The 18,836-nt window shown below is 59.5% G+C and carries 19 protein-coding genes; 7 read left to right on the top strand and 12 right to left on the bottom strand.

What is annotated here, in order from left to right; translation table 11 throughout:
* Window positions 1–46: 46 nt before the first annotated feature.
* A complete protein-coding gene (ctaD, locus tag BM036_RS08940) occupies window positions 47–1,633 on the bottom strand; it encodes a cytochrome c oxidase subunit I (RefSeq protein WP_091850658.1) in 1,587 nt (528 codons plus the stop codon).
* Window positions 1,634–1,725: 92 nt separating this feature from the next.
* A complete protein-coding gene (gene coxB, locus BM036_RS08945; protein WP_091851005.1) occupies window positions 1,726–2,865 on the bottom strand; it encodes a cytochrome c oxidase subunit II in 1,140 nt (379 codons plus the stop codon).
* A 325-nt stretch (window positions 2,866–3,190) separates the two neighbouring features.
* Here coxB and BM036_RS08950 point away from each other — a divergent pair, with 325 nt between their 5' ends.
* From BM036_RS08950 to BM036_RS08970, 5 genes are all read left to right on the top strand, one after another.
* Window positions 3,191–4,531 (top strand): MATE family efflux transporter, encoded by a 1,341-nt coding sequence (locus BM036_RS08950; RefSeq protein WP_091850660.1) that lies wholly within the window; start codon window positions 3,191–3,193, stop codon window positions 4,529–4,531.
* A 105-nt stretch (window positions 4,532–4,636) separates the two neighbouring features.
* Window positions 4,637–5,278, top strand: coding sequence for a hypothetical protein (locus BM036_RS08955; RefSeq protein ID WP_091850662.1), 642 nt, complete (start codon window positions 4,637–4,639; stop codon window positions 5,276–5,278).
* A gap of 196 nt (window positions 5,279–5,474) precedes the next feature.
* Entirely contained in the window at window positions 5,475–5,858 is a 384-nt protein-coding gene (locus BM036_RS08960; protein ID WP_091850664.1) for a DoxX family protein, read from the top strand.
* A gap of 9 nt (window positions 5,859–5,867) precedes the next feature.
* A complete protein-coding gene (locus BM036_RS08965; protein ID WP_091850666.1) occupies window positions 5,868–6,086 on the top strand; it encodes a DUF1653 domain-containing protein in 219 nt (72 codons plus the stop codon).
* 148 nt (window positions 6,087–6,234) lie between these two features.
* Window positions 6,235–7,569 (top strand): Na+/H+ antiporter family protein, encoded by a 1,335-nt coding sequence (locus BM036_RS08970; protein WP_091850668.1) that lies wholly within the window; start codon window positions 6,235–6,237, stop codon window positions 7,567–7,569.
* Window positions 7,570–7,868: 299 nt separating this feature from the next.
* On the opposite strand, the gene BM036_RS08975 is transcribed toward BM036_RS08970, so the two are convergent.
* Window positions 7,869–8,123, bottom strand: coding sequence for a YheV family putative zinc ribbon protein (locus BM036_RS08975; RefSeq protein WP_091850670.1), 255 nt, complete (start codon window positions 8,121–8,123; stop codon window positions 7,869–7,871).
* 12 nt (window positions 8,124–8,135) lie between these two features.
* A complete protein-coding gene (gene prlC, locus BM036_RS08980) occupies window positions 8,136–10,187 on the bottom strand; it encodes an oligopeptidase A (protein WP_091850672.1) in 2,052 nt (683 codons plus the stop codon).
* Window positions 10,188–10,477: 290 nt separating this feature from the next.
* Here prlC and BM036_RS08985 point away from each other — a divergent pair, with 290 nt between their 5' ends.
* Both BM036_RS08985 and BM036_RS08990 read left to right on the top strand, forming a co-directional pair.
* Window positions 10,478–11,017 (top strand): gamma carbonic anhydrase family protein, encoded by a 540-nt coding sequence (locus tag BM036_RS08985; RefSeq protein WP_091850674.1) that lies wholly within the window; start codon window positions 10,478–10,480, stop codon window positions 11,015–11,017.
* 339 nt (window positions 11,018–11,356) lie between these two features.
* The gene (locus BM036_RS08990) at window positions 11,357–11,812 is read left to right on the top strand and encodes an Hsp20/alpha crystallin family protein (protein WP_091850676.1); all 456 of its coding nucleotides are present in this window, start codon (window positions 11,357–11,359) and stop codon (window positions 11,810–11,812) included.
* A gap of 39 nt (window positions 11,813–11,851) precedes the next feature.
* Here BM036_RS08990 and BM036_RS08995 read toward each other — a convergent pair whose 3' ends face one another.
* The 8 genes from BM036_RS08995 to BM036_RS09030 all read right to left on the bottom strand — a co-directional run bounded on the left by BM036_RS08995 (window position 11,852) and on the right by BM036_RS09030 (window position 18,694).
* Window positions 11,852–12,169, bottom strand: coding sequence for a PA4642 family protein (locus BM036_RS08995; protein WP_091850678.1), 318 nt, complete (start codon window positions 12,167–12,169; stop codon window positions 11,852–11,854).
* Between the two features lie 108 nt (window positions 12,170–12,277).
* Window positions 12,278–13,117, bottom strand: a complete 840-nt coding sequence (locus BM036_RS09000) for a flagellar motor protein MotB (RefSeq protein WP_091850680.1) — start codon at window positions 13,115–13,117, stop codon at window positions 12,278–12,280.
* A 3-nt stretch (window positions 13,118–13,120) separates the two neighbouring features.
* Window positions 13,121–13,894: a MotA/TolQ/ExbB proton channel family protein gene (locus BM036_RS09005; RefSeq protein WP_091850682.1), complete on the bottom strand. Its 774-nt coding sequence runs from the start codon at window positions 13,892–13,894 to the stop codon at window positions 13,121–13,123.
* 110 nt (window positions 13,895–14,004) lie between these two features.
* Window positions 14,005–14,832 (bottom strand): shikimate dehydrogenase, encoded by an 828-nt coding sequence (gene aroE / locus BM036_RS09010; RefSeq protein ID WP_091850684.1) that lies wholly within the window; start codon window positions 14,830–14,832, stop codon window positions 14,005–14,007.
* Window positions 14,822–15,757 carry an oxygen-dependent coproporphyrinogen oxidase gene (gene hemF, locus BM036_RS09015; protein WP_218144800.1) on the bottom strand — a complete coding sequence of 312 codons (936 nt, stop codon included), beginning with the start codon at window positions 15,755–15,757 and terminating at the stop codon, window positions 14,822–14,824. Before hemF ends, aroE begins: the two co-directional genes overlap by 11 nt.
* Before the next feature lie 8 nt (window positions 15,758–15,765).
* Window positions 15,766–16,341 carry an L-threonylcarbamoyladenylate synthase type 1 TsaC gene (tsaC, locus tag BM036_RS09020; RefSeq protein ID WP_091850686.1) on the bottom strand — a complete coding sequence of 192 codons (576 nt, stop codon included), beginning with the start codon at window positions 16,339–16,341 and terminating at the stop codon, window positions 15,766–15,768.
* A 44-nt stretch (window positions 16,342–16,385) separates the two neighbouring features.
* Window positions 16,386–17,597: a DNA-processing protein DprA gene (gene dprA / locus BM036_RS09025; protein ID WP_091850688.1), complete on the bottom strand. Its 1,212-nt coding sequence runs from the start codon at window positions 17,595–17,597 to the stop codon at window positions 16,386–16,388.
* An 80-nt stretch (window positions 17,598–17,677) separates the two neighbouring features.
* Window positions 17,678–18,694: a LysM peptidoglycan-binding domain-containing protein gene (locus BM036_RS09030; protein ID WP_091850690.1), complete on the bottom strand. Its 1,017-nt coding sequence runs from the start codon at window positions 18,692–18,694 to the stop codon at window positions 17,678–17,680.
* Window positions 18,695–18,836: the final 142 nt, after the last annotated feature.

An 18,836-nucleotide genomic window follows, 5' to 3' on the forward strand; every position in this document is an offset into this window, starting at 1 on the left:
CCGGTCGGCCCCGGCACCGACCATAGGTGGCACCGGGGCTGATCATTCACTTGACTTCCGGCGGTGTCGCAAAGGTGTGGTAAGGCGCGGGTGACGGCACCGTCCACTCCAGGCCTTCGGCCCCCTCCCAGGGTTTGGCGGCCGCTTTCTCGCCATGGCCGCGGGCGCATTTCACCACAATAAACAGGAACAACAGCTGGGTAACACCGAACATGAACGCCCCGATACTGGAGATCATGTTGAAGTCCGCAAATTGCAGGGCGTAATCCGGGATACGGCGTGGCATGCCGGCCAGGCCCAGGAAGTGCATGGGGAAGAACGCGAGGTTCATGCCGATAAATGAAAGCCAGAAATGGGTCTTGGCCAGGGTTTCGTCGTACATGGTTCCGGTCCACTTGGGCAGCCAGTAGTAGGCAGCGGCAAAGATGCCGAAGATAGCGCCCGGCACCAGTACGTAGTGGAAGTGAGCCACGACAAAGTAGGTATCGTGGTACTGGAAGTCCGCCGGCGCGATGGCCAGCATCAGACCAGAGAAACCACCAATGGTGAACAGGATGACGAAGGCCACCGAGAACAGCATGGGTGCCTCAAACGTCATGGAGCCACGGAACATGGTGGCGACCCAGTTGAACACCTTCACCCCTGTGGGTACCGCGATCAGCATGGTGGCGTACATGAAGAACAGTTGCCCGAAGATGGGAATACCCACGGTGAACATGTGGTGTGCCCATACCAGGAAGGAAAGCAGGGCGATGGCACCCACTGCGTATACCATGGAGGCATATCCGAACAGCTTCTTGCGGGCAAACGCCGGGATGATGTGGGACACCACACCAAAGGCCGGCAGGATCATGATGTACACCTCGGGGTGACCGAAGAACCAGAACACGTGCTGGAACAGGACCGGGTCACCACCACCGGCGGCGTCGAAGAAGGAGGTACCAAAGTTGATGTCCATCAGCATCATGGTGACCACACCCGCCAGTACCGGCATGACAGCAATCAGCAGGAAGGCGGTGATCAGCCAGGTCCAGACGAACAGGGGCATCTTCATCAGGGTCATGCCCGGCGCCCGCATATTGAGAATGGTGGCGATCACGTTGATGGCGCCCATGATGGACGACACACCCATGATATGGATGGCAAAGATAAAGAAGGTGGTACTCGGCGGCCCGTAGGTCGTCGAGAGCGGTGCGTAGAAGGTCCAGCCGAAGTTGGGAGCCCCGCCCTGCATGAACAGGGTGGACACCAGCATCAGGAAGGCGGCCGGCAGCAACCAGAAACTCCAGTTGTTCATCCGGGGCAGGGCCATGTCAGGCGCACCCACCATCAGTGGCAACATCCAGTTCGCCAACCCCACAAAGGCCGGCATAACCGCACCAAACACCATGATAAGTCCGTGCATGGTGGTCATCTGGTTGAAAAATTCCGGCTCCACGATCTGCAGGCCGGGCTGGAAAAGCTCCGCCCGGATCACCATCGCCATACTGCCCCCGAGCAGGAACATGGCGAAACTGAAGATCAGGTACATGGACCCGATGTCTTTATGGTTGGTGGTTAACAGCCACCGGGTAATGCCCTTGGCGGGACCATGGTGGTGGTCCTGGGCGTGGGTATCTGCGACCGCACTCATTTGAAACCCCCGTTGCCGCCTGTTTCTTGTAGCTGGCGTGTTTGTTATCTGGCGAACCTGACGGTGGGAATACCCCACCGTCCGGCTGTCTCTTATTGATTCTTGTAGTCGAAGACTTCCTTGGGTGTCACCATCTCGCCGGTGTTATTACCCCAGGCGTTACGTTCATAGGTAATGACCGCCGCGAGATCAGCCTCGCTGAGCTGACTACCGAACGCCTGCATGGCAGTGCCACTGACCCCGTTGACCACTATATCCATATGCGCATCAATGTCTTCGGTAACCACTGGCGTTCCCCGCAGCGATGGGAACGGCCCACCGCCGGAACCGTCGTCACCATGGCAGGCGGCACAGGACGTGGCATAGACACCCTCGCCGCGCTCCACCAGCTCTTCCAGGGTCCAGTCCTTCTGTGTCAGCTCGCGCTCTTTCTCTGCCGCTTCACGCAGGTTCGCCGCCCATTGGGTGTATTCCTCCTCCGGCACAGCCTCAACCACTACCGGCATAAAGCCATGGTCCTTGCCACACAGCTCGGTACACTGGCCGCGATAGATCCCGGGCTCGTCTACCTTGAACCAGACCTCATTGATAAAACCGGGGATGGCGTCTTTCTTGATGGCAAACTCAGGAACCCACCAGGAATGGATAACGTCATTGGCCGTCAGGAGCAGGCGCACCTTCTTACCCACTGGCACAACCATGGGGTTATCAACGTCCAGCAGGTAGTTCTCGTTCTTGTCCATCCGGTTGTAGATTTCGTCCCGGGAGGTGGACAGGTTTGAGAAAAAGCCGAATTCAGGATCACCCTCTGTACCCGGATTCTCGAGATACTCATAGCGCCAGCGCCATTGATAACCGGTGACCTTGATGTCGACCTCAGCTTCCGTGGTGTCGTACATGTCCACCAGGGTAGCTGTCGCGGGAATAGCCATGATGACCAGGATGGCAAAGGGTATAATCGTCCAGAGTATTTCCACGACGGTGTTTTCGTGGAAATGGGCCGGCTGGTGGCCCTTGGACTTACGGTGAGCAAAGATTGACCAGAACATGACCCCAAAGACCACGACGCCGATGACGACGCATATCCACAGGATGGTCATGTGGAGGTCAAAGACCTGGTTACTCGTTTCGGTGACCCCGGGGGACATGTTCATTGTCCAGTCGGCTAACGCCGGCGCAGACAATAATGTTCCCGCAATAAGGGCACCTGCCCGTTTAACGTGCACGTGCATACCGCGTCTCCACAGAATGTTGTTCTTGTTCATGACAGACACGCTTGTGAGCCGTCTTTCCTGCGACTGCTACCTGTCATGTCTGGCGGATCTGCGTGACACTTCCAGAAACTGATGGAAGTACGTCCTCCCGGGCGTCAGAAAATCCAGTTACGCTCGCACACGCAACCGGTGATGCCGGGAAGTCTGTTCACGGATAACCAGAACCCAGTATAGACAGAGAGTTAGGTGACACTCAAAAACTTGGGCACATTTTGAAAAATTTTATAATTATAAGCTTATTCGATATTGACATAAATCATTGCACCCGGGCTTTACAGACCCTATGCGCAAACTGACCCGATATCAGCTCACCCGCTCGGACCGGCACCTCTGGCGCCTGGCCTGGCCACTGATGCTGACCAACCTCACGGTTCCCCTGCTGGGACTGGTGGATACTGCAGTGCTCGGCCACCTTGAAAGTCCGCTGTACCTGGGGGCCGTGGCGGTGGGCGCCAACCTGTTCAGCATCCTTTACTGGTCGTTCGGCTTTATGCGCATGGGCACCACCGGCCTGGCCGCGCAGGCCTACGGGCGCCGGGACGCAACGGCGCAGGCCGCGCTGTTACTACGTTCGCTGCTGCTGGCCCTCGCCATCGCGATGATCCTGATTGCCTTGCAGGCGCCCCTGATCCGTATCGGCCTTACGCTGATGAACCCCGGCTCGGAGGTGGCAGAACTGGCCGCAGAGTATGCCGCTATCCGCATATGGAGTGCACCAGCAGTGCTGGCACAATACACGCTGGTGGGCTGGCTAATCGGTTGCCAGCTGCCCCGGGGACCGATGGTCATGCTCATAGCCGCCAACGGCATGAACATCGTGCTCGATGTGTTGTTCGTCACGCTGCTGGGGTGGAACAGCAGGGGCGTGGCCCTGGCCACCGTGATGGCCGAATATTCCGCCGCCGGTCTTGGGCTATGGCTGGTCTGGCAACGGCTACCCGATCACCGGGCGTCGTTCCGCTCGCTCCTGGGCCACCTGTCAGACTACCTGGCCCTGATCCGGGTCAATCGCTACCTGATGGTAAGAACGATCGCCCTGCTGCTGGTGCTGGCGTTCTTCACCGCCCAGGGGGCTCGGCAGGGGGAAGTCATTCTCGCTGCCAATGCGGTCCTGCTGACCTTCCTGCTGGTGATCTCCAACGGACTGGACGGTTTCGCCAATGCGGCCGAGGCCCTGGTCGGGCAGGCTGTGGGCGTCGGCTCGCACCAGCGCTTCCTGGTAGCTTGCCGCACCGCCGCACGCTGGTCGCTGATCGGGTCCCTGGTGCTGACCGTTTTGTTCGTTACCGGCGGCCACTGGCTTATTGGCCTGTTAACCAGCATCGAGGAGGTACGCGCCAGCGCCCGCCAGTTCCTGCCCTGGCTGTGGTTACTGCCCTTTACGGCGGTCTGGGGTTACCTGTTCGATGGCATTTTCATCGGCGCCACCCGTACCCGGGATATGCAGAACACCATGCTGTTTTCCGCCCTGGTGGTCTTCCTGCCCGTCTGGTGGCTAACCACCAGCTGGGGGAATCACGGGCTCTGGTTTGCCCTGATTACCCTGATGCTGGCCCGGGCCGGCAGCATGGCGACAGTGTTCATGGTGCGGACACGAAACCGTTCATGGTTCCGACATGAGTGATTATTAATCCCGAACGCACACCTTCAAATCTCAACTACACTGCAAATCAAGGGGCGTCCGGCGCCGGATACCCTGCGATACCCAGCAAACCCGGCATTGTCTGACATGACTCCAGAGGCAGTATTGAACATCATTGATCAGGCCCGTCGGCAGGAAGCCCATTCCGGTGAGTTTCTCCGCCAGATGCGTGAGAAGGCAGCCCAACTGCCCGCCAGCGTAACCATTGAAGGCTACCAGCCTGCCATGTGCCTGTTCCAGTTCGCCATCGAGTACATCGAAATGGCGCCCCGCCTCATTGATTGTATTGATGCCTGTGCCCGCAAATCCGGCAGGCGCCGGCTGTTCGACCCGTTCATCCAGACCGCCGTCTGCTACTTCACCCAGCCGTCACTGATCTTGACCCGGTACGAGGGCCTGGATGGTCTGCTGGTCAAGGCTTACCTGTGCCACCGCCTGATGGAGGAAATGTACGAGAACAACCTGTCTACCCGGCGCAGCAAACTGGTGGAGCTGGAAGCCACACAGGCCAACCTGCTGGCCCACCAGCTGATCGGCGAGCCCTTTGCCAACGAACTGGACGAATCCGTAACCCTGACGGTGATGAACCTCGCCGGCTCGCCAGACTACTACGAATTGAACCTGGATCCCTTTGTTACGGAGTTACGCAAGGCCGCCCATGACTGGATGCGGGAATACTGGGAAAACCTGCTGACCCGCAATCACATCCGCTTCACCCTGATGCCCTGAACCGTCAACCACCCTACTTGCCCTGGCGTTTCTCCCGTTAAGTCCGTTCCAGGGATGTGACCCGGTTTTGCCCTGACGACAGCCAGCCTTGGCGGCAGCCACCGTCAACGGTAAGCTTGCCTGCGTTCCACGGCCCATGGCCCCCGCAGGGGCGACCGCAAGCCACTTACCACATCGTCAACGGAGTACCATCACCATGGATAATGCCGATCTCGGAAAGCTGATTATTCGCCTGACTCTGGGGGGGCTGTTGCTGTTTCACGGCATCAGCAAGCTTCTCAACGGCACTGGCTTTATCGAGGGGCTGCTGGCAAGCCATGGCATTCCGGCATTCTTCGCCTATGGTGTATTTATCGGTGAGCTGCTGGCTCCACTGATGGTGATTCTGGGCTATCACACCCGCATTGGCGCGTTGCTGATTGTATTCAACATGCTGGTAGCCATTGCCCTGGTGCATACCCATGAACTGCTCAAACTCGGCGGCAACGGCGGGTGGGCCCTGGAACTGCAGGGTTTCTTCCTGTTTACCGCACTGGCGCTGATTTTCCTGGGACCGGGCCGTTACAAGCTCAAGAACTGAGGCACACCCATGAGCCGCACTGTCGAACCCGGGCGCTACCGGCACTACAAGGGCAAGGATTACCAGGTAATCGGTACCGCCCGCCACAGCGAGACCGAAGAGTGGCTGGTGGTCTACCGTTGCCTGTATGGAGACCACAGCCTTTGGGTACGCCCTCTGGATATGTTCCGGGAATCGGTAGAGGTTGCTGGCGAGCAGGTACCCCGATTCACCCGTATAAGTGATTGATCCTGCATGCCCGGATGCCAGGCAGCCCGGGCATTTTTGACTCTGACACCGGTTTCCTGCAAATTAGCGCCCCTTCCGAACCTGTCCCAACTGTCACCAAACGCGCATAAAGCCCCAAAAGGGCTTTAGCCTGTCACGGAGTCTTACCATGAACGCCGTTGTCGCTGCGGTCGCCGTCATGCTCGTACTGAGCCTGCTGCGCATACACGTTGTCGTTGCCCTCATCATTGGCGCCCTGACCGGGGGGCTCATTGGTGGTATGTCACTGGAAGCCACCATCGAGGCCTTCAATAGCGGTCTTGGCGGAGGAGCCACGGTCGCTCTGTCCTACGCCACCCTGGGCGCGTTTGCCGTCGCCATCGGCAAATCCGGCCTGGCCCACGCCCTGGCGGACCGTGCGCTGGCGCTGATTGGCCGCCAGGACAGTGGTGATGCCAGCGGGGTCGCCAGCAAGGGCGTCCGCTTCCTGATCATCGGGCTACTGCTGGCAGTGGCCATGTCCTCCCAGAACATCCTGCCGATCCACATCGCTTTCATTCCACTGATCGTGCCGCCGCTGCTGTACGTGATGGCGAAGCTCAACCTGGACCGGCGGCTGGTGGCCTGCGTGCTGACCTTTGGCCTGATCACGCCCTACATGTTCCTGCCCATAGGCTTTGGCGGTATTTACCTGAACGAAATCCTGCTGGCCAATGTCAGCGATAACGGCATAGTTACCGATGGTCTGAACGTTATGTCGGCCATGGCATTGCCGGCACTGGGTATGCTGGTTGGCCTTCTGGTTGCCGTATTCTTCACTTACCGGAGCGGCCGCACATACGACCTGTCCAGGATCGAGCAGACCGAGCGGGTCGATACCCAGTACAACAGCTGGACCCTGTTCATGGCCCTGGTGGCTATTGCGGCGGCCTTTGTGGTCCAGCTTTGGCTAGGCTCTATGATCCTCGGCGCCCTTACCGGCTTTGTGCTGTTCAACCTGTCTGGCGTGGTGCGTTGGAAGGAGTCGGACGACCTGTTCACCGAAGGCATGAAGATGCTGGCCATGATCGGCTTCATCATGATCGCCGCCAATGGGTTTGCGGAAGTGATGCGTGAAACCGGCCAGATCGCCACCCTGGTCCAGGGCTCGGTGGAAGCCATTGGCGATAACAAGGCGCTGGCGGCTTTCCTGATGCTGGTGGTGGGCCTGCTGATTACCATGGGTATCGGGTCGTCGTTCTCGACCATTCCCATTATCGCCGCGCTCTATGTGCCGCTGGCCCTGGAGCTGGGTTTCAGCCCGCTGGCCATCGTTGCCCTCGTGGGCACGGCTGGTGCGCTGGGTGATGCGGGGTCACCGGCGTCCGACTCCACCCTGGGGCCCACTGCCGGCCTGAACGTAGACGGCCAGCACAATCACATCTGGGATACGGTGGTGCCCACGTTCCTGCACTATAACCTGCCGTTGCTGGTGTTTGGGTGGTTGGCGGCTATGGTGCTCTGACTCGTTTTATTGGCCTGTTGGTTTTGGGGGATGTGAGGGTTTGGTGGGGTGGTTTCAAAACGAAAAACTTCGTTTTCCTGACTGTTTTGAAACCACCCCACCAAACCCTCACGGCAAATTCCAGGCTGGCCGTAAGCCAAAAGAACTACCCAGGGCAATATTCAAAAAGCGAAAACGAAAGGGTCCGGGTGGGGGTTCCGAAACAGTCAGAAAACAGGGTTTTCGTTTCGGAACCCCCACCCGGACCCTTGAAGCCCCCATAACCCGCAGGCTACAGAGTCAAACCATAATCCAAAGAATCAGTCCTCAGAGCGGGCCTTAAAGAACACCACCTGCTTGACCGTATGATCCTCCTCATTAGTCCGCTTGTTCACCCGGGTCTCCAGCTCCGGGTTGCCGGAAGGGCCGTCGCCCCCCTGGCTGTCGGTAAACCCGCAGGACACACACTCCCGGTGCTGAACCCCATCGTCATCGGTAAACATGGTCAGCCGGTCCATGGCCGCGCACCGGGGGCACACGGCCCCGGCGATAAAACGTTTCGGTGTACGGGCCATCAGTCTGACTCCTCAGGCTGCGTGATCGTGGTCGGTAATACCGGACTGACGGAGCAGGGCATCCACATCCGGGTCACGGCCACGGAACGCCTTGAACAGCTCCGCCGGCTCCCGGGAACCACCCATCTCCAGGATATTCTCCCGGAAGGAATGGCCGGTCTCCGGGTCGAAGATACCGTTCTCCTCAAACAGTGAGAAGGCATCGGCCGCCAGCACTTCTGCCCACTTGTAGCTGTAGTAACCGGCCGCGTAGCCACCGGCAAAGATATGGGAGAACGCGTTGGGGAACCGGTTGAACTCCGGTGACTCCACCACCGCGATTTCCTTGCGGACCTCCCGGTGCATCTCCAGCGGGTTGGTGGGTGCCTCCTTAGTGAATTCCGCGTGCAGGCGGAAGTCAAACAGGGAGAACTCCAGCTGCCGAACCATCTGCATGCCCGCCTGGAAGTTCTTTGCAGCGAGCATCTTGTCCAGCAGATCCTGGGGCAGGGGCTCGCCAGTCTCGTGATGGGCAGCAATCAGCTCGAGGGATTCCGGGTTCCAGCACCAGTTTTCCAGGAACTGGCTGGGCAACTCCACCGCATCCCAGGCGACGCCATTGATACCGGAGACATCCGCCACATCCACCTGGGTAAGCATATGGTGCAGACCATGACCGAACTCGTGGAACAGGGTGGTTACCTCATCGTGGGTCAGCAGTGACGGCTTGCCTTCCACCGGCGGGGTGAAGTTGCAGGTGAGGAAGGCCACCGGCAGCTGCAGCTGGCCACGCTGGTTTTCCCACCTTACCCGGCAGTCCGCCATCCAGGCGCCACCACGCTTGCCCTGACGGGCGTAGGGGTCCAGGTAGAACCACGCAATGGCTTCACCATTACGGGAGATGCGGTAGGCGGTGGCGTCCTTGTGCCAGGTTTCCACCTGCGGCTGCTGCTCGATCTGGACGCCGAACAGCTTCTCGGTGACCTGGAACATGCCAGAAATCACCCGCTCGGCGGGGAACCAGGGACGCAAGGTTTCCGGGGAGATGTCGTAGCGCTTCTGGCGCAGTTTCTCGCTGTAATAGCCAATATCCCAAGCCTGCAGATCCTCAACACCATACTCGTCCTTTGCGAACGCCTTCAGTTCTGTGACTTCCTTCTCCGCTACAGGCTTTGATTTCGCGGCCAGCTGGTGCAGGAACTCCAGCACCTCATCCACGCTGGACGCCATCTTGGTAGCCAGGGAACGTTCTGCGTAATTGTTGAAACCCAGCAGCTTCGACTGGCCGTGGCGGCGTTTGAGGATCTCCGCCATGATCGGGGTGTTGTCCCAATTGCCGGCATCCGGGCCCATATCAGACGCCCGGGTAACAAAGGCTTCGTACACTTCCCGGCGCAGTTCCCGGTTGTTGCAATAGGTCATCACCGGGAAGAAGCTGGGGAAATCCAGGGTGATCACGAAACCGTCCAGGTCCTTCTGCTTCGCGGCCTGACGGGCGCCATCAATGGCCGACTCGGGAACGCCGGACAGTTCCTTCTCATCGGTGATGTGTTTGAACCAGTTCTGGGTGGCATCCAGTACGTTATCACTGAAACGGCTGGACAGGTCGGCCAGCTCCCGGGACAGGTTGGCAAAGGTTTTCTTCTTGTCCACAGGCAGGTCAACACCACCCAGGTGGAAGTCCCGCAGGGTGTTGTTCACCATCTTCTGCTGGGCTTCACTGAGATCCTTGAAGTCCGGCCGTTCGGCGACTTTCTTGAACGCCGCGCACAATTGCTCGTTTTGACTGACCTCGGTGCCGTATTCAGTCAGCTTCTCCAGACACCGCTTATGGACCGCGCGGATCTCCTCGTTGTTCATGACTCCGTTAAGGTGGGAGATCACCGACCAGGCGTTGTTGAGCCGGTCGTCCAGGGACTGCATGGGCTGTACCAGGGTGTCCCAGGTAGGATCGTCCTGGCCGGCAAGGTCCTGGATCTGGACGCGGTTGTCGCTGAGGATCTGGTCAATCGCGGGCTCCATGTGTTCGACACGGATGTGGTCGAAGCTGGGGAGCAGTTCTTCGGTGAGCAGTGGGTTGTTCATGTGGCCTCTTCTGTGCTGACAAATTTGGACATTGACGTTCAGGTAGCCTGTAAATTCGGGGGCGGGCCAGGTATGGGGGAGTATTTTCTTCGCCGCAATTCACGGTCCATCCCTGGACCGACCTTGCTCCGCGACATCCTGTCGCTGCTGCGAAAATACTCCCCCATACCTGTCCTTCCGGCATTTCTGATACCGCCAAGGCTAGGCTTGCGATACCGGCACCCGTGATATTGTGAGGTTTATCTGTGAAGATAACCTCAGACAAACCTCCTGGCTAATAGGTGTATGTAATGGCGAGCATACGTTCTCACAAGGGTTACACCCCAAAATTCGGTGCCCGGGCGTGGGTGGATGAGTCCGCGGTCGTCATCGGCGACGTGGAAATGGGTGACGACTGCTCCGTCTGGCCCATGACCGTGGTACGCGGCGACATGCACCGGATCCGCATCGGTGACCGCTGCAGCATCCAGGACGGTACCGTCATCCACATCACCCACGCCTCCGACTACAACCCCGGCGGCTGGCCCACCACACTGGGTGACGACGTCACCGTTGGCCACAAGGCGCTGATCCACGGCGCGACCATCGGCAGCCGTGTGCTCGTGGGGATGGGTGCCATCATCATGGACGGCGCGGTGGTGGAAGACGACGTCATAATCGCCGCCGGCTGCCTGGTCCCGCCCGGCAAGACCCTGGAGTCCGGACACCTGTATGTTGGCTCCCCCTGCAAGAAAGCCCGGGCGCTGACCGACAAGGAGAAAACCTTCTTCAAGTACACGGCTGCCAATTACGTGAAGCTGAAGGACGAGTATCTGGCTGAGCAGGAGTGAGCGCTCTCCCTCAGCTGCTCGCTCTACGGGGGCCGGGGAAGAGCTTCCGGAACAATCAGAAAAACCTGAGTTTTTCGTTCCGGAAGCTCTTCCCCAGCCCCCGTAGCACCCGCAAACCTACAGACTACAAGTGATCAAATCTCCAAGCCCAAACCTACAACCCTGACTCAGATCAAAAAACAACCAGAACAACGCTTGAAAATCCCCAATCCGCACCTAGATTAAAGTCCAGCAGAAGTTCACGGATAACCATCCGGCTGGCGCCACCGTGATGGGGCTGTTCCGCGACTGAAGCTGAATAAACACCTGTTATTCAGATTCATAAGGAGGAGTTTCATTATGAGTAACCTTACCCGCTGGAATCCGGTCAGTGAGTTCGAAGACCTGATCAACCGTTACAACCGCTACTTCGGCCTGCCCGCCACCAATGGCGACAAGGAGGGCAAGGACCTGTTCCGTCGCAACGACTGGGCGCCGGCCGTAGATATCAAGGAAAACAAGGATGCCTTCGTGATTGATGCCGAATTACCCGGCATGAACAAGGAAGATGTCAAAGTCACCGTCCATGACGGGGTACTTACCATCCAGGGTGAGCGCAAGCAGGAAACTGAAACCGGCGACGACAAGCATCACCGTGTGGAACGGGTCTACGGCAGCTTCATGCGCCGCTTCACCCTGCCCGACAACGTAGATGCTGACAGCATCAAGGCGAAGTTCAAGGATGGAGTGCTTTCTCTGACCTTGAACAAGGTCGAGCCGCTGGAACCTAAAGCCATTGAGGTCAATGTCGACTGACACTGCAGATTTTTACAAGAGTGCGGTGAGAGTGGAAGCTCAGGCTTCCACCTCAGCTGCTTTCCTTGCACCCGCTGCCTCCAGCGCTTCCGCATAGGCCGTCATGCGCCGATGGCGAGCCACATGATCCAGCATGGTCTCGCCGTTCTCGTCCCGGGCGTTGACATCCCGGCCAGCTTCCACGAAGAACCCCAGGAACCGCTCGAAATCCTCGGCCCGCATGGCTTCATAGGCCTTGATCAGCACATAGTGGTCGGGATTGGTACGGGCGTCGAAAGGGCTCAGGAACAGGAAGCTCTTTACCCGCTCGTCGCTCCATTCCTCGCCGATAACTTTCGGCTTCTCCGGTCCGCTCATGGTCTCTCTCGTTATAAGGGTGTCAGAAAATTAAGAGAGAATAGTATAACGACAGGGCGCCAGGGCTACCTAGACGAATTGTGTCTTAGGTTCTAGCCGGCGGGAATATCAGGGCAGGATTTCCACTGGCAGGTCGCCGGTGGGCACCGAATCATCACACTCAGGTTCGCGAATCGAGATTTCCACCCGACGATTCAGGGCCCGATTGGCTGCGGAGTTGTTCGGCACCAGCGGCTGGGTTTCAGCCCGCCCTGCCGCGATGACCCGCTCAGCGGGTATCTTGCGGTTCAGCACCAGTTCATGCACCACGGACACCGCCCGGGCCGCCGAGAGGTCCCAGTTCGATCGGAATCGGCTGCTGGTGATGGGGACATCATCGGTATATCCGGCCACGATAACATCGCCCATGCACCCTGCGACGACCCCCACAACCCGGTCAATGATAGGGAGCATCTCGGCCTTGATCTTCGCCTCCCCGGAGTTAAACGTGGCTTGCTCGGAAAAACGGATCACAACCTGCTGTTGATCGTAGTTAACGCTAAGGGACTCATCAGCCACCTCTTCCTCAAGCTCGCCAATCAGTCGCCGGGACAGCTCTACAATACCCTCCGGAATGGTAGTCAGTTCCGGGGATGTGCCCCGGTCGTCAATGAACTCCGCCTCTTCCCTGGGGCTGTCCGGCGGCTCGGGCAGGGATACCGTGTCCGATTCGATCAGCGTCAGCGGCGACCCGCCTATATCATCTGCCATCACGTTAGCCGTGCCGAAGGCTACCGCCATTGACTGGGCCATGGCCCGGTACTTTTCCACGTCCATTTCCGCAAATGACAGCAGCAGGATAAAAAACGTGAGCATCAGGGTCGCCAGGTCCGCAAAGGTCACCAGCCACGCCGGGGCACCGGTGGAGCCTCCTTTCCTGGATCTTGGCGCCAGGGGGCGTAGTGCCACCGGTCAGGCCTCCTGGCTCGCTTCCGGGGACGGCTGCTGGCCAGGGTGCACGAAGGAGGAGAGGATCTCGGTGATCACACGTGGATTCTGGCCGCGCAGGATATTCTGGATGCTGGTGACAATCAGCACCTGGTTGCGGCGTTCGTCCTCCGCCTTCAGTTGCAACTTGTCCGCGAGGGGGATGGCAATCAACTGGGCGATGAATGCCCCGTACAGGGTAGTGAGCAAGGCGATAGCCATGGCTGGCCCGATGGAAGCGGGATCATCCAGGGTGTTCAGCATCTGCACCAGGCCGACCAGGGTACCGAGCATCCCGATTGCCGGGGCGGAGTCACCAATACCCCGGAATACCCGCTCAGCCACGTCGTAGCGCTCGCCGGTCTGCTGAATATCCTGGGCCAGGGTTTCCTCGACCATTTCCGGTGGATGACCGTCCACACAGAGATTGATGGCCTTCTTCAGGAAGGGGTTCTCGGTTTCATGGCTTTCCAGTCCCAGAATGCCGTCCTTGCGAACTACCCGGGCCAGTTCGCTTACCTCACGGATGAGGTCATTGGGACGATCGAGTCGGTCGGTAAAGGCCGTGTGCATGGCGAGCTTCACCGATGTGGTAACCGTGGGCAGGCGAAAACGCACCAGGGTGACGGCAAAGGTTCCCCCGAGCACAATGGCCAGGCCCGGAAGGTTTAAAAAGGTCAGTACCGAGGCATTGGCCAGCATGGCGATGATGACGATGGCAATGCCTGCCACCAGACCGACCAGGGTAAGGATATCCATGTAGCGCCTTATTATTGACGGATGCCAAAATCAGCTCACAGCCTGCAACCAGTTTCGCCGGCCCGGGCGGCTCACTCAAACCGCAAATGGTAACGATGCGTAACCATCTGTCAGTGGTTGCGCAGTTCCTCGATCACTGGCGCAGTTTCAGGCTTCACACCCCGCCACACCCTGAAGGACTCAGCGGCCTGTTCCACCAGCATACCCAGGCCGTCGAGGACCTTGCCGGCCCCCTGTCCCCTGGCCCAGGCATTGAACGGGGTATCACCGGCGGCGTACATCATGTCGTACACCACGGTTTCAGGTGAGATTACACCGGCCGGCACCGGCGGCAAATCGCCCTGAAGGCTCGCACTGGTGCCGTTGATAATGACATCGAACGGATCAGTGGCTGCCTCGAATCCACAGGCACTGAGTTCCGTCGCGACGGCCTGAGGGCGAAACAGGGACACCAGTCCGTCCGCCTTGATGACCGTGCGGTTGGCCACCACTAACTCCCCGGGGTTTTCCGCCAGCAACGGCCCCAGCACGCCCCTCACCGCCCCACCGGCACCGAGCACCAGGACGCGACCACCTGACAGGCTGACACCAGCGTTCACCTTAAGGTCCGTTACCAGGCCAACGCCGTCCGTGTTATCAGCCACCAGCCGGCCCTGCTCATCCTGGTAAAGGGTGTTTGCCGCACCGGCCTTTTCCGCCCGCTCACTGCGGCGGTCTGCCAGACTCCAGGCCTGTTCCTTGAAGGGAACGGTAACGTTCAGGCCCTTGCCACCCTTGGCGAAGAATTCCCGGACTGTCTCAGCGAACTCCTCCAGGGGTGCCTGAATGGCCGTGTACTCCACCGCTTCGCCGGTCTGCGCCGCAAACAGGCTGTGAATCCTGGGAGATTTACTATGGCTGATGGGGTTGCCCACCACCGCGTAGAGATCATTGTTCATCTTCATCCTCCAGCCAGTTGCGCCCGGTCAGGAAGTGCTCGGTAAGGCGAGCCTCCTCCGAACCTGGTTCCGGGCGGCGGTCATAGTCCCAGCGCACCAGCGGCGGCAGGGACATAAGGATGGATTCCGTGCGCCCACCGGACTGCAGCCCGAACAGGGTGCCACGGTCGTACACCAGGTTGAACTCCACATAGCGGCCCCGGCGGTAAAGCTGGAATTCCCGTTCCCGTTCGCTCCAGGGGGTGTCCTTGCGCCGCCGGACGATCGGCTCGTAGGCAGCAATATAACTGGAGCCCACCGACTGCATCAGGCCAAAGTCATCGTCGAAGTTGCCAGTATTATGATCATCGAAGAACAGTCCGCCTATGCCCCTGGGCTCCTGCCGGTGCTTCAGGTAGAAATACTCGTCGCACCATTTTTTGTAACGGCTGTACACATCGGCGCCAAACGGGCGGCAGGCATTGCGGGCGGTCTCATGCCAGTGGATACAATCTTCATCGAAACCATAATAGGGGGTCAGGTCATAGCCGCCACCGAACCACCACACCGGGTCGCCATCCTTGGGGGTAGCGACAAAGAACCGTACATTCGCATGGGAGGTGGGTACATAGGGGTTGTGCGGGTGCATCACCAGCGATACACCCATCGCCTGCCACGGCGCTCCCGCCAGGTGAGGGCGGTGCGCCGAGGCCGAAGGCGGCATCTGCTCGCCCATTACCCGGGAAAAGTTCACCCCGCCCTTTTCAAATACGCCACCCTCGGTGATTACACGACTGATACCACCCCCACCTTCCGGGCGGTCCCAGGAATCGGTGACAAAGCGGGCCTTGCCATCCAGGGCTTCCAGTCGCTCACAAATGCTTTCCTGCAGGCGCAGCAGGTATTGGTGGACGGCATCGGAATCCGGCATTGCGGAATCGGTCATCAGGCCTCCTATCGCAGAGTCTCGCCAGTGGTGATATCGATAATGGTACTGGGCTGGCGGGCGCCACCCAGGGCGCCGGACACCATCAGGTCGATGCCTGCCGGGAAGTAGCGGCTGACCTGCCAGGGCGCCCGGGCCGGCTCGCGGCCGGCGGGGTTGCAGGAGGTAGACACCAGTGGCATCCCCGCCAGGATACACAGTCGCTGCACCAGGGGATGCGCGCTGACCCGAACGGCAATGGTGTCGTGGTCACCCCGCACCCAACGGGGGATCTGCTCCAGCGGATCGGGCACAACACAGGTCACCGGCCCGGGCCAGTGTTGCTCGGCTCTTTGCCGCAGATCTGAGGGCAGGGGATCCAGCAGAAAGCGCACCTGCTCCACCGAGGCAGCCACCAGGATCAGCCCTTTGTGCATGGGCCGCTGTTTCAGCGCCAGTATGGTATCAACGGCAAACTCGCTCCAGGGGTTACAGCCAAGCCCCCACACCGCTTCGGTTGGATACGCAATGACGTCATTGCCTTCGACGGCACGGACCAGCCGTTGGCGGCCCCATTCGGTGGCAAGGTTGATGGTTGCAGTCATGACACTCCGCTTCCAGTGTCGACCACCATGATTGCCAAAAGCCGTCAGGCCGGTGCCTGCAGTACCCGAAGGTATCCTCCGGGCGCCGATTCCACCAGTCCTTCCATCTCCAGCAACAGCAGGGACTGCAGTAGCTGGTCGGCGGGCAACCCCGTGGCAGTACAAAGTTGGTCAGTTGAGCGTGGATCATACCCTAAAGCCTGTAATACCGCGATTTCCCGCTCCGCCAGGTGGTCCGGCACGGGAGCTGCCGCAGGCTCGGCCGCAAAGAAGTCTGGTACCACCGCCGGGGGTTTGCAGGCAGGGCGGGGTTTTGGCGTCACCGGCTCGTTCCACCACGCAGTGAGTTCCTCTTCGATATCCTCTACCGTTTCCACCAGCCTGGCACCCTGGCGAATAAGGGAATGACAACCCCGGGCGAGTGGGTTGTGGATAGAACCGGGGATGGCGAACACTTCCCGCCCCTGCTCCAGGGCGAGACGGGCGGTAATGAGGGAGCCGGACCTGAGCCCGGCCTCGATAACGAGGATGCCCCGGCTCAGGCCACTGATGATGCGATTGCGTTTGGGAAAGTGGCCGGACTTCGGCCCGGTACCCGGCGGAAACTCCGAGACCAGGACACCCTGTTCGATGATTTTCCGGGTCAACTCGCCATGGCCTCTGGGATAGATGACATCTGCACCGGTTCCCACCACCGCCACGGTATCACCACCCGCTGACAGTGCTCCCGCATGGGCGGCACCGTCAACTCCCTGGGCCAACCCGCTGGTCACACCATAACCCTTGCCGGCCAGTGCTGCTGCAAATTGCCACGCATGGTCGAGGCCGGCACGGGTGGCATTGCGGGAGCCCACAATGGCCAGCTGGGGACGGGACAGAAGTTCCACCCGACCGCGGACATACAGCACCGCAGGGGCGTCCTGGATGTGGCGTAAGGGCTCGGGGTACTCCGGCTCGCCCCAACCCACCAGCCGGATCGATTTTTGCTGGCAGCTACTGAAAACCCGGGCCACCCCGGCAAGGGGTGGGTAAGCCAGGTCCCGGCACTGCCAGGCGGCAATCAGGGCCCGGGCTTCCGACCCCGCACCAAAGGACTTGTGAGTGGCCGCCGATGCATCAAGGAACTCCAGCGGGTTGGTGAACGAGTCGCACACCGCCAGCCAGCGTTTACCGCTAAAACGGGGCAGCATGGCCAGCAACAGCCAGGGCGCGGAAGGAGAGGCAAGGAAAGCAGTATCGGATGAAGTTGCCGCCATCACGGCCAACCTCCCTGTCGTAAAAGGGGCTGCCATCCTGGCAGCCCGGTCATCATTTCAGGGCAAGAAGCCCCTCTGGCTCAGGGGTTGGTGACCTTGTCACCAATGGAGAGGGCGCGAGTCGCCTTCAGCACCAGGCCATAGCTGAGTTTCTCATAGGTCTGGAACACCATCAGCAAGCCAGCACGCTCATCCGGCAGCTGAACGATTTCATCCGTTACCGGGTCCCTCGCCTGGTTGCCAGCCTTGAGCACCGCCAGGACATTGCCCACCTCAAGGCCATCACGGGCACCACGGTTAAGCACCACCACGTTGTATTGACCAATCTGGGTCACGCCTGTCTCCACCGCAATCATCTTGCCCTCAATGTCACCGTCCGGTGCGCTCGGCGTAAAACTGGTGTTGATTCGACGATCTTCACGGGCCAGCAGACGATCCTCGATACGGACTTCCTCTCGGGTCCTGGTCAGCTGTACGGTGAGGATATCCCCTTTCTCGTCGGTGACATTACCATCACCGATAGAGCGGGCTTCCAGGCCCAGGAATTCGCCGGTATCCGGGTCCACATGGGCCCGGCTCTTGCGGAAGATGCCAACACTGCGGGCAGGGGCCTCGCCACGGGCGTATACCCGGTCGCCAGCGCCGGTCACGATGCGACTTTCCTCACCCTCAAGCACATAGGGGGCATTTTCCAGCTCTTCCTGCGACACGATCCGGGTCTTGGTCAGGAAGCTTTCGATGGCATCCAGCGGAATGGCGGGGATGGGGGTATCGATAGGTTCGGAGCGCACCTTCGGCGACAGCTTGATCACGCCGCTGCCAGCCTTGGTCAGGCGGGGCTTGCCATCGATGTAGACCAGCGCAAGTTCATCCCCGGGGTAGATCAGGTGGGGGTTATTGACCTGCGGATTCACATGCCAGATTTCCGGCCAGTACCAGGGGTTGCTCAGGAAGCGGGATGAAATATCCCACAGGGTATCGCCCTTTTTCACGGTGTAACGCTCGGGGTGATCAGACCGGAACTCCGGGCCCTGTGCCTGTGCCCAGGAGGCGGACAGCAGCATTACGGCTGCCAGAGCGTACAGCAGTTTCCTCATTGTAGAATCCTTCATCGCGCGTGCCTTGATAGCGTGCTTCCCCCGTACAGAGAGAGTATCGAGAAAGCGGCTGAGCTTCCCGACCCCTCTAATATAGAGGAAAGTAAAGAAATTGTGACCTTATATTCTTGTCTTGTAGTAG

It is taken from the genome of Marinobacter segnicrescens (genome assembly GCF_900111555.1).
GTDB classification, from domain to species: domain Bacteria; phylum Pseudomonadota; class Gammaproteobacteria; order Pseudomonadales; family Oleiphilaceae; genus Marinobacter; species Marinobacter segnicrescens.